Origin of the sequence: Stenotrophomonas chelatiphaga, from assembly GCF_032054965.1 — a bacterium.
Lineage (GTDB): Bacteria > Pseudomonadota > Gammaproteobacteria > Xanthomonadales > Xanthomonadaceae > Stenotrophomonas > Stenotrophomonas chelatiphaga.
Genome location: NZ_DAMBRS010000008.1, coordinates 129,410 through 143,846, shown reverse-complemented (window position 1 = coordinate 143,846; position 14,437 = coordinate 129,410). Strand labels below are relative to the sequence as shown.

12 protein-coding genes are annotated in these 14,437 nt (G+C 67.3%); 10 read left to right on the top strand and 2 right to left on the bottom strand.

Going from position 1 to position 14,437, the window contains the following annotated elements; genetic code table 11:
- Nucleotides 1-73 precede the first annotated feature (73 nt).
- Together RTX79_RS11870 and RTX79_RS11865 are read left to right on the top strand one after the other, a co-directional pair.
- Nucleotides 74-802 (top strand): hypothetical protein, encoded by a 729-nt coding sequence (locus RTX79_RS11870; RefSeq protein WP_312683919.1) that lies wholly within the window; start codon nt 74-76, stop codon nt 800-802.
- A complete protein-coding gene (locus tag RTX79_RS11865; protein ID WP_312683918.1) occupies nt 793-1,431 on the top strand; it encodes an HAD family hydrolase in 639 nt (212 codons plus the stop codon). The genes RTX79_RS11870 and RTX79_RS11865 overlap by 10 nt, the downstream gene beginning before the upstream one ends.
- Nucleotides 1,432-1,516: 85 nt before the next feature.
- Here the strand turns inward: RTX79_RS11865 and RTX79_RS11860 are convergent, their stop codons facing one another.
- A complete protein-coding gene (locus RTX79_RS11860; RefSeq protein ID WP_312683916.1) occupies nt 1,517-2,455 on the bottom strand; it encodes a carbohydrate kinase family protein in 939 nt (312 codons plus the stop codon).
- A 370-nt stretch (nt 2,456-2,825) separates the two neighbouring features.
- Between RTX79_RS11860 and RTX79_RS11855 the strand changes: the two genes are divergently transcribed.
- The 8 genes from RTX79_RS11855 to RTX79_RS11820 all read left to right on the top strand — a co-directional run bounded on the left by RTX79_RS11855 (nt 2,826) and on the right by RTX79_RS11820 (nt 12,927).
- Nucleotides 2,826-3,872: a rod shape-determining protein gene (locus RTX79_RS11855; protein ID WP_057509333.1), complete on the top strand. Its 1,047-nt coding sequence runs from the start codon at nt 2,826-2,828 to the stop codon at nt 3,870-3,872.
- A gap of 118 nt (nt 3,873-3,990) precedes the next feature.
- A complete protein-coding gene (mreC, locus tag RTX79_RS11850; protein WP_312683915.1) occupies nt 3,991-5,022 on the top strand; it encodes a rod shape-determining protein MreC in 1,032 nt (343 codons plus the stop codon).
- On the top strand, nt 5,019-5,504 hold the full coding sequence (gene mreD / locus RTX79_RS11845; protein ID WP_312683914.1) for a rod shape-determining protein MreD: 486 nt from the start codon (nt 5,019-5,021) through the stop codon (nt 5,502-5,504). Before mreC ends, mreD begins: the two co-directional genes overlap by 4 nt.
- 1 nt (nt 5,505) lies before the next feature.
- Complete coding sequence (gene mrdA / locus RTX79_RS11840; RefSeq protein WP_312683912.1) at nt 5,506-7,557, top strand: penicillin-binding protein 2; 2,052 nt, start codon at nt 5,506-5,508, stop codon at nt 7,555-7,557.
- The gene (gene rodA, locus RTX79_RS11835) at nt 7,554-8,666 is read left to right on the top strand and encodes a rod shape-determining protein RodA (RefSeq protein ID WP_312683911.1); all 1,113 of its coding nucleotides are present in this window, start codon (nt 7,554-7,556) and stop codon (nt 8,664-8,666) included. Before mrdA ends, rodA begins: the two co-directional genes overlap by 4 nt.
- Before the next feature lie 441 nt (nt 8,667-9,107).
- Nucleotides 9,108-10,256 carry a lytic murein transglycosylase B gene (gene mltB / locus RTX79_RS11830; protein ID WP_312683910.1) on the top strand — a complete coding sequence of 383 codons (1,149 nt, stop codon included), beginning with the start codon at nt 9,108-9,110 and terminating at the stop codon, nt 10,254-10,256.
- On the top strand, nt 10,253-11,608 hold the full coding sequence (locus RTX79_RS11825; protein ID WP_312683908.1) for a septal ring lytic transglycosylase RlpA family protein: 1,356 nt from the start codon (nt 10,253-10,255) through the stop codon (nt 11,606-11,608). The genes mltB and RTX79_RS11825 overlap by 4 nt, the downstream gene beginning before the upstream one ends.
- Nucleotides 11,609-11,715: 107 nt before the next feature.
- Nucleotides 11,716-12,927, top strand: a complete 1,212-nt coding sequence (locus tag RTX79_RS11820; RefSeq protein ID WP_123698935.1) for a D-alanyl-D-alanine carboxypeptidase family protein — start codon at nt 11,716-11,718, stop codon at nt 12,925-12,927.
- A 268-nt stretch (nt 12,928-13,195) separates the two neighbouring features.
- Here RTX79_RS11820 and RTX79_RS11815 read toward each other — a convergent pair whose 3' ends face one another.
- Nucleotides 13,196-14,257, bottom strand: a complete 1,062-nt coding sequence (locus RTX79_RS11815; RefSeq protein WP_312683907.1) for a lipid A deacylase LpxR family protein — start codon at nt 14,255-14,257, stop codon at nt 13,196-13,198.
- Between the last annotated feature and the right edge of the window lie 180 nt (nt 14,258-14,437).

Genomic DNA, 14,437 nt, shown 5'->3' with positions numbered 1-14,437 from the left:
GGTGGGTGACGACCGTTGGTCGTCACGCTGTTGGCGGGTACTGTATAGGCACGCCATCACCCCGGAATCCGCGATGAAACACCTGATCCTCGCCGCTGCCTGCGCATTGTCCCTGGCCGCCTGCAGCGATCCCGAAGCCGAACGCCAGGCGCAGCAGGCTGCCGAGGCCGCTGCCCAGGCGCAGAAGGAGGCCAAGGCGGACGACGTGGCAAAGCAGTACGACACCGCCGTCGCGGCCAAGGACTGGGAGCGTGCGCGCATGCATGGCGGCTCGCTGCTGGACATCTACAAGGGCACCGCAGCGGCAGCGCGGATCGAACCGGGCTTCGCCGACGTCAAGGCCCAGTCGGACCAGGCGCGCAACCTGCGCCGCATGCAGGGCCTGTGGCAGTACAACCAGATCCCGGTCGGCACCAAGGGCACGCAGCGCTCTGCGTCGATCTACGGCAAGGAGCGCTTGGACGTGGACGGCAGCGGTCCCAAGCCCGTGCAGTTGGTGTTCCGCGACCATCCGCAGTGGAAGCAACACGCCTATCTTGTGCTGCAGGCCGGCGATTTCCGCTGCCCCGGCGGCTGTCGGGTGCAGGTGAGCGTGGACGGTGGCAAGCCGCGTGCAATGGCCGCGTGGCGCCCGGACACGGACGAAGCGATCGCCATGTTCATCACCGACCACGCCGCGTTGTGGAAGCTGGCGCGGCAGGCACAGGCGATCAGCATCGAGTTCCCGGTGAAGGCCGGTGGCACGCGCACCGTGGTGTTTGAAACCGGCGGCGTGGACGCCAGCCAGATGCCATGGAAGTGAGGCCGCACGCGGTGCGGGCTACGCAGCCGCGACTGGATGAAGTGCGCCACTGGGTGTTCGACATGGACGGCACGCTGACCGTGGCCGCGCACGATTTCGCGGCGATCAAGCGCGCGCTGGACATCGCCGCGGACGAGGACATCATCGCCCACCTGGCGGCGCTGCCCGACCCGCAGGCGCGCGCCAAGCGGGCCTGGTTGTTCGAGCACGAGCGCGCGCTGGCCGAGGCGGCCGTAGCGGCAGAGGGCGCCGTGGATCTGCTGCGCGCGCTGGCCGGGCAGGGACGCCGGCTGGGCATCCTGACCCGCAACGACCACGCGCTGGCCCAGCTCACGCTGGATGCGATCGGGTTGGGTGATCTTTTCCAGGCTGCCGACATCATCGGTCGCGACGAGGTGGCCCCGAAGCCGGCGCCGGACGGGCTGCATTACTTCCTGGGGCGCTGGGGCATCACGGCCGCGCAGGCGGTGATGGTGGGCGATCACCGGATGGACCTGGCCGCCGGGCGTGCCGCCGGCACCCCTACGGTGCTGGTCAATACGCCGGGTGATCCGTGGCCCGGCATGGCCGACTGGCGCTTTGCCGATTGCCGCGCGCTGCACGCAGCGCTGGGTGGGAACCGCACGTGAACCGGAAGCGCCGGCCGTTGTCCGGCGAGCGCAGCGGTGCTTCAGGCATTGCGCCGAGCGTGGCTCGGCGCTGCCGGACTCCGGGTCAGACGTTCAGCGCGTAACCGAACTGCTGCTTGAACTGTTCGTTGAACTCATCGAAGGTGAAGCGCTGGTTCTGGGTGCCCGGGTGTTCCACCTTCAGCGCGCCCATCAGGTTGCCCATGCGGCCGATGGTCAGCCAGTCGAAGCCCTTCTGGATGCCGTAGATCAGGCCGGCGCGGAACGCGTCGCCACAGCCGGTCGGGTCGACCACGCGGCGCTCATGCGCCGGCGGGATGTCGTAGCTCTTCTCCGGGGTGTGGATGACCGCACCCTTCGGGCCGCGGGTGGTGATGTAGGCCTGCACCCGGCTGACGATTTCCTTTTCGTCCCATCCGGTGCGTTCCTGCAGCAGATTGGACTCGTAATCGTTGACCACGACGTAGTCGGCCTGTTCGATGAAGGTGCGCAGTTCGGGACCGTTGAACAACGGCATCGCCTGGCCCGGATCGAAGATGAAGGGAACGCCGTCTTCGTGGAACTCCAGTGCGTTCTGGATCATGCCTTCGCGGCCATCCGGACCGACCAGTCCAAGGCTCACGCCGGGCACGTCGCGCACGTGGTTTTCATACGAACGCATCATCGCGCCGGGATGGAAGGCGGTGATCTGGTTGTTGTCGTGGTCGGTGGTGATGAAGGCCTGCGGGGTGAACAGTTCTTCGATCACGCGCACGCGCGACAGGTCGATGCCCAGCGCGTCGAAATGCTCGCGGTACGGGCCGAAATCGGTGCCCACGGTGCCCATCGGGATCGGGTTGCCGCCCAGCAGGTGCAGGTTGTAGGCGATGTTGCCGGCGCAGCCGCCGAACTCGCGACGCATGCGCGGCACCAGGAACGAGACGTTCAGGATGTGCACTTTGTCCGGCAGGATGTGGTTCTTGAACTGGTCCGGGAACACCATGATGGTGTCAAAGGCAAGAGAACCACAGATCAAAGCGGACATCGATGTAAGCCTATGCGGGAATGAGTGGAGTGCTGGCCGCAGCGGTGGGCAAGCAAACGGCGCCCATGGGCGCCCGACGGCGCAAAGGTTACCGGCTGGAGCCGCCGAAGGGTAGCGCCGGGCCGTGCCGGGCGGGTCATCGGCCGGTGCCGGGGCATGCGCCGGCCGCGCCGGCCGGTGCGCGGTGCCGCTGGCGGGCGGGATCGCCGTCCAACCTGTACCAATCGTGCCGAAAGCTAGTGAATACGCGGCTCCGGCTGGAAATATCCTTGCCCGCAGGGGGGCGGGTTGTTAGGCTTGTCTGTCTAAATTTTGCCCACGATTCCCCATTCCAGGCCGGAATTGCGCACCCCTCAGGATCACCACCTCGATGTTGAAGAAACTCCGCGGCATGTTCTCCAATGACCTGTCCATCGACCTGGGCACGGCCAACACCCTCATCTATGTGCGCGGACAGGGAATCGTCCTGAACGAACCGTCCGTGGTCGCCGTGCGCCAGGACCGCGCCATCGGTGGCACCCGCTCGGTGGCTGCCGTCGGCGCCGAAGCCAAGCAGATGCTCGGCCGTACCCCCGGCCACATCACCACCATCCGCCCGATGAAGGACGGCGTCATCGCCGATTTCACCTACACCGAGGCAATGCTCAAGCACTTCATCAAGAAGGTGCACAAGTCGCGCTTCCTGCGCCCGAGCCCGCGCGTGCTGGTCTGCGTGCCGGCCGGCTCGACCCAGGTCGAGCGCCGCGCGATCAAGGAATCGGCCGAAGAGGCCGGTGCGCGCGACGTGTTCCTGATCGAAGAGCCGATGGCCGCCGCGATCGGTGCCGGCATGCCGGTGACCGAAGCCCGCGGCTCGATGGTCATCGACATCGGCGGCGGCACCACCGAAGTGGCAGTGATCTCGCTCAACGGCATCGTCTATTCGGCTTCGGTGCGCATCGGCGGTGACCGCTTCGATGAATCCATCACCAACTACGTGCGCCGCAACCACGGCATGCTGATCGGTGAAGCCACCGCCGAACGGATCAAGGTGGAGCTGGGCTGCGCTTACCCGCAGGCGCAGGTGATCGAGATGGAAATCTCCGGCCGCAACCTCGCCGAGGGCGTGCCGAAGATGATCAAGATCACCTCCAACGAGGTGCTTGAAGCCCTGCACGAGCCGCTGTCCGGCATCGTCAGCGCGGTCAAGCTGGCCCTGGAACAGACCCCGCCGGAACTGTGCGCCGACGTCGCCGAGCGCGGCATCGTGCTGACCGGTGGTGGCGCCCTGCTGCGTGACATGGATCGCCTGATCTCCGAGGAAACCGGCCTGCATGTGCAGGTGGCCGACGATCCGCTGACCTGCGTGGCCCGCGGTGGTGGTCGTGCGCTGGAGCTGGTGGACATGCACGGCAACGAGTTCTTTGCGCCGGAGTAAGTCCCCCTGGTGGTACGTGAGCGCCGCGCCCTTCCGGGGTGCGGTCCGCCTTCGCGGCGGGCCGGCACCGGCAGGGCGCCGTCGTGTTTCTCCTTTGATTCCTAGCTGAAGCTGCATCGTGCCGCCCTACGCCGGACCTCCCATTGCTTCCCGCTCCGGCGATGCCGCCAGCCCGCTGCGGCTGCTGGCCTACCTGGTGCTGGCGATCACCCTGATCGTGCTGGATGACCAGGCCGGTTGGCTTGCGCGCCTGCGCGACCAGGCCAACGTGCTGGTGCAGCCGGCCTGGAACCTCGCCGGCCTGCCCGGGCGCCTGGGCAACCAGGTGCGTGACAACGCGGCCAGCCATGGCCAGCTGGTGGCCGAAAACCGCCAGCTGCGCAACAACCTGCTGGTCGCCAACGCGCGGCTGACCCGCCTGCAGACGGCGGCGCTGGACAACGCGCAGCTGCGCGAATTGCTGAACGTGGCCGAGCGCAGCGGGCTGGACGTGCAGCTGGCGCCGATCCTGGACATCGACCTGGACCCGGTGAAACAGCGGCTGGTGCTGGCTGCCGGCAGCCGCGAAGGCGTGCACGTGGGGCAGGCGGTGATCGATGCCGGCGGCCTGATGGGTCAGGTGATCAGCGTGACCGCCAGTACCTCCACGGTGCTGCTGCTGACCGACCCGGACCATGCCGTGCCGGTGACGGTGGCGCGCAACGGTGTGCGCCTGATCGTCTACGGGCGTGGCGATACGCTGGAACTGCGCGACATTCCGTTGAGTGCCGGGGTGGAAGTGGGCGATGAGATCGTCACCTCCGGGCTCGGCGGTCGCTTCCCGGTCGGCTTCCCGGTGGGCAGCATCGCCGCGCTGCGGCCCGATGATACGCACGCCTTCCTGGTGGGTGAGCTGAAGCCTGCTGCGGCGCTGGATCGCGGTCGCGATGTGCTGCTGCTGCGGCCGGGTTCACCGATCCGGATCCCCCCGGTAGTGACGGCCGCTGGCGGTCAACCCGATACGCCGGTAGTGACGGCCGCTGGCCGTCAACCCGCCAATGCTGACGGCCAGCGGCCGTCACTACCCACTTCGGCTGACGGCCAGCGGCCGTCACTACCCACTTCGGCTGACGGCCAGCGGCCGTCGCTCCCCCCCGAGGTGCGCCCGTGAGCCGCCTGCGTGACAACCGTTGGGTGCTGCCGCTCAGCCTGATGGTGGCGCTGCTGCTGGGGCTGCTGCCGCTGCCGGCGCTGCTGCAGCCGCTGCGCCCCTACTGGCTGGCGCTGGTGCTGGCCTACTGGGTCATCGAAGCCCCTGACCGGGTAGGCCTGGGCGTGGCCTTCGCCAGCGGCGTCATCGCCGATTTCCTGTACGGCGGCGTGCTCGGCGAACAGGCGCTGCGGCTGGTGATCATGGCCTTCATCCTGCAGCGCTTCCGCGCCCGCATCCGCTTTTTCCCGATGTCCCAGCAGATCCTCGCCATCGGCGGCCTGCTGTTCAACGACCGCATCGTCAGTGCCGTGGTGCACGTGGTGGTAGGCGAGCCGACCCTGCCGTGGGCCTACTGGTGGGCACCGCTGCTGGGCATGGCACTGTGGCCGCTGGTGTTCGTGCTGCTGGATGCCGTGCGCTTCGGACGGCGCGGACGCTGACATGAGCTCGCGCCGCGCGGTCAAGAATCCGCATGCCGAAGCCGAGCAGTTCCGCCGTCGCGCGGCACTGGGGTTCCTCGGCGTGCTGCTGTGCCTGGGCGGGCTGGGCGGCTGGTACTTCAAGCTGCAGGTGATGGACCACGAGATCTACGCCACGCGTTCTGAGGCCAACCGCATCAAGCCGCGTCCGGTGGTCCCCGGCCGCGGCATGATCTACGACCGCAACGGCCGCCTGCTGGCCGAGAACGTGCCGGCGTTCCGCCTGGATGTCACTCCGGACAAGGTCAAGGACATGGACGCCACCCTGGCCGGGCTGGCGAAGATCTTCCCGTTGAGCGAGGAGGAGATCGAGGCGTTCAACAGATCGCGCAAGGCGCGTCGCAGCTTCCTGCCGGTCACCTTGAAACTGCGCGTCAGCGAAGAGGAGATGGCCCGCTTCGCGGTCGATCGCTGGCGCTTCCCCGGCGTCGAGCTGGAGCCCTACTTGACCCGTCGCTATCCCTTCGGCGACCTGTTCGCGCATGTCATCGGCTATGTCGGTCGGGTCGATGACAAGGACCTGGAGATGCTGGGCGAGGGCAACGCGGCGCTGACCCACATCGGCAAATCCGGGCTGGAACGCTACTACGAACAACAGCTGCGCGGCCGGGTCGGCTACGAACAGGTGGAAACCAACGTGCAGGGCCGCGCGATCCGCACCGTGGGCCGGGTGGCCGCGCAGTCCGGCACCGACCTGCGGCTGTCCATCGACGCCGACCTGCAGCGGGCGATGGTGGCCGCCTTCGGCATCCAGGAAGGCGCGGCGGTGGCGATGGACCCGCGCACCGGTGAAGTGCTGGCGATGGTCAGCCTGCCGTCGTATGACGCCAACCTGTTCGTCAACGGCATTTCGCATACGGATTTCCGCGCGCTCAACGACAACCCTTCGCGGCCGCAGTTCAACCGGCTGGTGCTGGGCGGGGTGGCTCCCGGTTCCACGTTGAAGCCGCTGATCGGCCTGGCCGGTCTGGATTCGGGGGTGCGCAAGCCGGAAGACAGGATCCTGTCCACCGGCATGTTCTACCTGCCCGGCACCAGCCGTGGCTGGGGTGATGCCAACCGCGGTGGCCATGGCTGGACCGACCTGCGCAAATCCATCGCCCAGTCGGTCAATACCTATTACTACCGGCTGGCGCTGGACCTGGGCATCGAGCGGTTCGACCAGTACATGGCCAGCTATGGCTTCGGCGCGCCGACCGGCATCGACCTGACCGGCGAGATCGGCGGCATCCTGCCTTCGCCGGCCTACAAGGCCAAGACCCGCAAGGAACGCTGGTATCCCGGCGACACGGTGAATGTGAGCATCGGCCAGGGCGACTGGAAAGTGACGCCGCTGCAGCTGGTACGCGGCGTCAGCGGCATCGCCAATGGCCAGCTGCGCACGCCGCACCTGGTGATGCAGCAGCGCGCCGGCTTCGACAGCGACTGGACCCTGGCCCCGGCGGGCGAAACCCGGCCGATCAGCCCCAATCCGAACAATCTGCAGGCGGTGCGCGAAGGCATGATGGCGACCATGCAGCCGGGCGGCAGCGGCGCGCGCATGGCCGCCGGGGCCCCGTATGTCATGGCCGGCAAGACCGGTACCGCGCAGGTGGTCAGCCGCAGGGGTACGGCTGCCGTGGACCCGCGCAGCCTGCCCCTGCACCTGCGCCATCGCTCGCTGTTCGTCGGTTTCGCGCCGGCCGACAACCCGGTCATCGCCATCGCGGTGGCCGTGGAGGGTGGCGGCTACGGGGGGTCGGCGGCCGCGCCGATCGCGCGCAAGGTGTTCGATGCGTGGCTGCTGGGCAAGATGCCCGAAGGCGTGCTGCCGCTGGACGTGGAGCGCGGCAGCGTGGCCTTCGGTCCCACCGCCTTCGACAACGAAGACACCAGCGCACGCGCCAATGGCGATGCCGCGGCGATGGAGGCCGGCGAGCTGCCGGTGCAGGTAGGGCCGCCGGTGGAGGCGCCCGCCACCCCGGCAGCGCCGATCCATGATGGGCGGACGCCCTCCCCGGAGCCCGCCCGATGAAGGACTTCCTGCGCTGGGCCGGCGAGATGCTGGTGCGCTTCTTCAGCACGCTTGACTGGATGCTGTGCGCGGCGCTCGGCGCGTTGATGGTGATCGGCCTGGCCACGTTGAAGAGCGCCGGTGGCGATGGCCTGGTATTCGCCCAGGGGGCGCGTTTCGCCGTCGGCCTGGCGGCGATGTGGGGCATTTCGCGGGTGCCGATCCTGCGCATCCGCTCGGCCACGCCGATGATCTACGCCATTTCGATGATCCCGCTGCTGGCCGTGTTCGCCATCGGTACCGGCAAGTACGGCCGCCAGTGGCTTGACCTCAAGCTGTTCTACCTGCAGCCGGCCGAGTTGTTGAAGGTCAGCCTGCCGATGATGGTGGCCTGGTACCTGCACCGGATGCCGCTGCCGCCGCGCTTCAACACCGTGCTGATCAGCATGGTGATCATCGGTGCGCCGACGGCGGCGGTGATGCTGCAGCCGGACTTCGGTACCGGCGTGCTGATCGCCGCCAGCGGCGTGTTCGTGCTGCTGCTGGCCGGCCTGCCCTGGTGGTGGGTGGGGCTGGGCGTGGGAGGCGTGGCTGCGATCGCGCCGGTGGCCTGGTTCTGGCTGCTGATGCCGTACCAGAAAGACCGCATCATGATGTTCCTGGACCCGGAAATGGATGCGCTGGGGGCGGGCTGGAACATCATCCAGTCCAAGATCGCGATCGGCTCCGGGGGGCTGGATGGGAAGGGCTGGGGGCAGGGCTCTCAGTCGCACCTGAACTTCATTCCCGAGCAGACGACGGACTTCGCATTTTCGGTGCTGAGCGAAGAGTTCGGCTGGATCGGCGTGGCGCTGGTGCTGGCCCTGTATCTGGTGGTGATCGGACGCTGCCTGTGGATCGCCAGCCAGTCCCGCGATTCCTATTCGCGCCTGCTGGCCGGTGCCACCGGGCTGGCGTTCTTCGTCTATGTGCTGGTCAACGGCGGCATGATTTCCGGCCTGCTGCCGGTGGTGGGCGTGCCGATGCCGCTGATCAGCTACGGCGGCACCTCGGCGGTTTCCCTGCTGGCCGGCTTTGGGCTGGTGATGGCGGTGCGCAGCCACAACCCCGTGCACGGCGGCTACCGCTAACCGACAGGGGTCAGAGTCCTTTTCCGCAGGAAGGGACTCTGACCCCGTTGCCGCAGCCGGATTCGTTTCCCCCCGATGAAGATTTCACACTTCAAGTGCGAATTGCGTCACAGTTCAGAATACTGTTGATCCGAATCAATGGATTTGACGCAAACGGCCTGCACAATGGCGCCCGTCAGGCAGGGCGCGTTCATCTACTCCGCCGACCACCTGACGAACCGCAGCACGACCTCACGTTTTGCCACCTGCTCTGGGGAGATGCAGGGGGCAGTATTGGATGGTCCGTCAGGCCGGTTGCGCCCGTCGGGGGATGGGGGCGCAACCGGCTTGCTCGTTGCCGGTTTTCACGCAGGTTTTACAAAGCAGCGGTGGATTAACCAATCCTTTGCTATTCATGGTCTTAGGGGTTTTATTTCATCCATGACCTGCTAACCTGCGGCGATGATCCGACGTACTCTGGCCTGCATGCTCACCCTCGGCCTGGTCGCCTGCGCGACCCAGCCGTCGAGTCCTCCATCGCCTTCGCAGGCAACCGTGGCGCCGCACAAGCCGGCATCCGGACAGCACAAGGGACCGGCTGAAGCCGCGCCCGAATCGGCTGCGTCCACCGCACCGCCGGTCGACCTCACACCGGTTCCGTTCGAAACCGCGCGCGCCAACTTCATCCGCGACACCGCCGCCGCGCACAGGCTCGATCCCGCCTACATCGCCAGCGTGCTGGACCAGGCGCAGGTACGGCAGCCGATCATCGCCGCCATGTCGCGCCCGGCGGAGCGGGTGAAGCCGTGGAACGAATACCGTCCGATCTTCATCAGCCAGGCGCGCATCGACGGCGGAAAGAAATTCCTCGCCGAACACCGCGATGAACTGATGCGCGTGCAGCAGCGCACCGGCGTACCGGCCGAAGTCATCGTGGCCATCATCGGCGTGGAAACCAGCTACGGCGGCAACACCGGCAACCACCGCGTGCTGGATGCGCTGTATACCCTGGCCTTCTATTACCCGCGCAGCGGCGACCCGGCCAAGCTGGAACGCGAAGTGCGCCGCGAACTGTTCTTCCGCGACGAACTGGCCAAGGCCTTCGTGCTGGCGCGTGATGAAAAGCTGGACATCACCACGCTCAAGGGCAGCTATGCCGGGGCGATGGGCATGGGCCAGTTCATGCCCTCCAGCTACCTGGATTTCGCCGTGGATGGCAACGGTGACGGTCGCCGCGACCTGTTCAACAGCTACGACGACGTGTTCTCGTCCATCGCCAATTACTTCGTCAAGAAGGGCGGCTGGGTACGCGGCGGACAGGTGGCCGTGCCGGCCACGCTGGCGGCCGGGCGCGAAGAATTCAATCCGTCCGAATGGACGCCGAGCTGGTCGTTGCAGGACCTGGCCGCGCGCGGCTACACGCCCAACGCCGCCGTGCAGCCCGCCGCCACCGCCACCCCGATAACCCTGGAAGGCAGCACCGGCAAGCAGTACTGGCTGGGCTTCCAGAACTACTACGCCATCACCCGTTACAACATCTCCAAGATGTACGCGATGGCGGTATTCCAGCTGTCGCAGGCCATCGCAGGGCAGGAGCTGCCACCGGCATGAACATCAGATGGTGGGTCCCCGGAGCGTTGATCCTTGCGCTGGCCGCATGCAGCAGCGCGCCCAAGAAACCCGGTGGAACCGCCAGCACGGGCGGCAAGCCGGCCACCACGGTGGTGCAGCAGGGCAAGGGCGGCAGCCGTCCGGCGCACTGCCCGGAAGGGTCCCCGTACGCGGCCGCGTCGGAAGACCTGGCCACCCGCGGCAACTACACCGCCGGCGGCCTGTACAAGCCGGGGGTGAAGGACACCACGCCGACCTATGTCCCCAACGTGGCCTGCATCCCGGAACCGGAAGTGCAGGACCTGGCGCGCTCGGCGATCGGCAACAAGACGCCCTATGAAGTGCTGGGCAAGCAGTACAAGGTGATGGACAGCACCCGTGGCTACGCCGAACAGGGCACGGCCTCGTACTACGGTGCCAAGTTCCATGGCCGGCTGACCTCCAACCGCGAGGTCTATGACATGTACCAGTTCACCGCCGCGCACAAGACGCTGCCGCTGCCGAGCTTCGCCCGGGTGACCAACCTGGACAATGGTGAATCGGTGATCGTGCGCGTCAACGACCGTGGCCCGTTCCACGATGGCCGCGTGATCGATCTCAGCTACGCGGCCGCCGTGCGCCTGGGCATCACCCAGCGCGGCACCGGCAACGTGGAAGTGCGCGCGCTGCAGCCGGGCGAGGGCAACCTGCTGGCCGATGCCAAGCCTACCCGCGCCGAGCGCCGCGCCACGACCATGGTGGCTGCCACGGCGGCCGCGCCGTCGGCCATCGATGCACTGGTGAACCGCCTGCCGGCTCAAGCGCCCGCCGCGGCCACGCCGGCCCCGGCGCCTGCAGCCGCGCCGCGTACCGTGGCTGCCGCCGCAAGAACGCCCACCGGTGCCGAGGCCTACCGCTACCGCGTTGCCGACAGCGCCAAGCCCGGATCGGCCGACAACTTCGACCGCTGGATGCGCGACAACAATGTGCGCGTGGCCACCGGCAAACCCGCTACCCCCGTGGTGACGGCCGCTGGCCGTCAATCCGATAAACCATCCGCAACTGCCCGCCCCACCGCCATCGCAGCCACTGCTGCGCCCCTCGCCGCCCCGGCCTCGGCCACCCTGTCCCAGCAGGTCCTCGGCAACGTCCTGCTGCAGGTGGCCAGCTTCGCCAGCCGCGACAATGCCACCCGCGCCCAGGGCCAGTTGACCGCTGCCGGCATCGTCGGTGCGACCATCAGCGACATCGCCGCCGGCGGCCGCACGCTGTGGCGCCTGCGGGTGCCGGCCAACGACCACGCCAATGCCACGGAACTTGCCGGCCGCATTGCCGGTCTCGGATTCGGCTCCCCGCAGATCGTCAAGGAATGACGCCCGGCGGCGCGGCCTGACGGCCCGCCGCGTCCCGCTTGCCGACCGCCTACAATGGCGGTCGTTTTCCCCTTCCGACCTTGGCCGCTCCAGGAGCCTGCCCTCCCATGAAATTCCGTTTTGCCGCCACCGCGCTGGCCGCCACCCTGCTGGTGGGCCTGGCCCACGCCCAGACCGCGCTGCCGACCCCGGCCGCTCCGGCTGCGGCCTCTGCCCCGGCTACCGTCGCCACGCCGCCCGCGCCGGTGCCCAGCGTATCCAAGGCCTGGATCCTGATGGACTACGCGTCCGGCCAGATCCTCGCCGGCGAGAACGTCGACGCCCAGCTCGCCCCGGCCAGCATCACGAAGGTGATGACCAGCTATGTGATCGCCGCCGAAGTGAAGAACGGCAAGGTCAAGCCGGACGACCAGGTGATGATGAGCGAACGCGCCTGGCGCGAAGGCGGCGCCGGCACTGATGGCAGCTACAGCGGTTTCCCGGTCAACCAGACGGCACGTCTTGAGGACATGGAAAAGGGCATGGCGATCCAGTCCGGCAACGATGCCGCGATCGCGTTGGCCGAGCACGTGGCGGGCAGCGAAGAAGCCTTTGCTTCGCTGATGAACAGCTATGCCGCCAAGATCGGCATGAAGAACTCGCACTTCGTCAACGCCCACGGCCTGACCGCCGAAGGCCACCACAGCACCGCGCACGACCTGGCGCTGCTGGGCCGCGCGTTCGTGCGTGATTACCCGGAAACCTACGCCTACAACAAGGTGAAGGAATTCACCGTGGGCAACATCAAGCAGCCCAACCGCAACCTGCTGTTGTGGCGCGATGGCAGCGTGGACGGCATCAAGACCGGCCACACCGCCGCTGCCGGCTACTGCCTGATGAGCTCGGCGCAGCGCGGTGACCAGCGCCTGATCGCGGTGGTGCTGGGCGGTGCTTCCGAAAAGCAGCGTGCCGATGACAGCCTGGCGCTGTTGAACTGGGGCTTCCGCTTCTTTGAAACCCATCGCCTGTACGAGCCGGGCAAGGTCGTGGCCGAGCACAAGGTGTGGAAGGGCACCACCGACACCGTGCAGCTGGGCGTGGCCCAGCCGATGCTGGTCAGCCTGCCGCGTGGCCGTTACAACGACCTGAAGCCGAGCATCGACGTACCGAAGTCGCTGGTGGCGCCGTTCACTGCCGGCCAGCAGATCGGCACGCTGAAGGTAACGCTGGATGGCAAGGTGGTCGCGCAGGCACCGCTGGTGGCGATCGCCGCCGTGGAAGAAGCCGGCTTCTTCAAGCGCCTGTGGCACAGCTTCTGGATGTGGTGGGAATCGGAATAACCGACGGCGGTAGGGACGGCCGCTGGCCGTCATCCTCTTGGTTTTCCCGGAAAGCCCGCGATGCGAATCGCGGGCTTTCTGCTGTGGCGGTGCGCCGGGCCATGCTCGGCGAGCGCATGACGGCCAGCGGCCGCCACTACCAGATCAGTCGCGTCTGATGGAGGAGGCGGCCCGGTTGCGTAGCATGGGCTGTCGAGGGGGCGGCAGGTGGGTATCCGCCGGTGGCCTTCGGGCCCGTGACTGCCATGTCACGGGCCTTCCCACCGGCTTACAGCGAACGGCTGATGGTGAAGCTGCCGAAGATCGGCGACTGGCGCTGTCCGTCGAATTCCTTGGTGCTGTGGTAACGCGCCAACGCGAATTTCCAGCGCCCGCGCATCACTGCCACACCGTAACCGCCCTGGGCCACCACGGCTTTCTTGTCCACGCTGTGGCTGTTGCGGAAGGTGTTGCCATCCAGGGTGATATCGCGGATCACCCAGGCCGCGTCGGTGGTGGCGAACAGGTGCCACGACCATCCGCTGGGCCGGCCGCCACGCGATGGCGCGGTGTTCTCGCCCGCCGGGCGCAGCGGCGTGCTGCCGAAATCGTCCGGCAGTTTCCAGCCGAAGCGCACTTCGCCACCGGCATTGAGGTGGGTGGCCAGGTTGCCGACGGCGCCGCCGTAGTGGCTGATCGCATCCCACCCCCAGCCGCTCGCGTTTTCAGTGGCATCGCGCGGCCAACGGTTCATCCGCTCGTGGGTCAGCATCACCACCGGCTCGTTGTGCAGTTGGTTGTCCCAGCCCTGGAATTTGTCGTCGTCCAGCAGGTCATGTACCGCGTCCTGCACTTCCTTGCCCTGCGCCCACGGGCCGACCACGCCCAGTGTCAGCTGGGTGGTCTGCAGGTAATTGCCGCGCCGCGCGTTGTACCCGAAGCTGCCGACCAGCACGCCGGCATACGGGCGATCATCTTCGATGACGTCCCTGCGGGTGAAATCGGTGGGAGTGAAGATGCCCTGCGCCACGCTGAAGATCATGTTCTGCTGTTCGAACTCACCCGGATGCAGTGCCTCCAGGTGGCTGTTCACCCAGCGCGCCAGCCGCGGCAGGCACGGGTCGTTGGTGAAGTCCACCAGGTTCGGTGAAACGAAGGTGATCTGCGCCCCGTTGGTGTAGCCCTGGTCCTGGTCGGCACCACCGAACAGGTCATTGTCCACGCGGAAATTGATCTGCGGGGGATGATCGGCCAGCGCACTCTGGCTGCATTGATCGGCGGCATGGGCGGGGAGGGCAAGGGCCATCAGGCTGGTCAGCCCGAGGGCTGCCGCGATACGCGTGGGGTGCATGGAAGTCCAGAGGGCTGTTTTGACGTTTTTCTCCTAAATACGGTAGCGCCGATGTGAATTCGGGTCGACGTCCGTGGCCGGTCTGATCCGTTCCGTACGTGGACTTCTGCGCCACGCGTTCGTATCGTCCCGCTGGCGGGCCGTAAAACGTGATGGGCATCACGGCTCTGCGGGCCCCCG

What these genes read in the sequence shown, in the direction of transcription:
- RTX79_RS11870 (WP_312683919.1), top strand. Translation starts at nt 74, where the DNA reads ATGAAACACCTGATCCTCGCCGCTGCCTGCGCATTGTCCCTGGCCGCC.
- RTX79_RS11865 (WP_312683918.1), top strand. Translation starts at nt 793, where the DNA reads ATGGAAGTGAGGCCGCACGCGGTGCGGGCTACGCAGCCGCGACTGGAT.
- RTX79_RS11860 (WP_312683916.1), bottom strand. Translation starts at nt 2,455, where the DNA reads ATGTCCGCTTTGATCTGTGGTTCTCTTGCCTTTGACACCATCATGGTG.
- RTX79_RS11855 (WP_057509333.1), top strand. Translation starts at nt 2,826, where the DNA reads ATGTTGAAGAAACTCCGCGGCATGTTCTCCAATGACCTGTCCATCGAC.
- mrdA (WP_312683912.1), top strand. Translation starts at nt 5,506, where the DNA reads ATGAGCTCGCGCCGCGCGGTCAAGAATCCGCATGCCGAAGCCGAGCAG.
- rodA (WP_312683911.1), top strand. Translation starts at nt 7,554, where the DNA reads ATGAAGGACTTCCTGCGCTGGGCCGGCGAGATGCTGGTGCGCTTCTTC.
- mltB (WP_312683910.1), top strand. Translation starts at nt 9,108, where the DNA reads ATGATCCGACGTACTCTGGCCTGCATGCTCACCCTCGGCCTGGTCGCC.
- RTX79_RS11825 (WP_312683908.1), top strand. Translation starts at nt 10,253, where the DNA reads ATGAACATCAGATGGTGGGTCCCCGGAGCGTTGATCCTTGCGCTGGCC.
- RTX79_RS11820 (WP_123698935.1), top strand. Translation starts at nt 11,716, where the DNA reads ATGAAATTCCGTTTTGCCGCCACCGCGCTGGCCGCCACCCTGCTGGTG.
- RTX79_RS11815 (WP_312683907.1), bottom strand. Translation starts at nt 14,257, where the DNA reads ATGCACCCCACGCGTATCGCGGCAGCCCTCGGGCTGACCAGCCTGATG.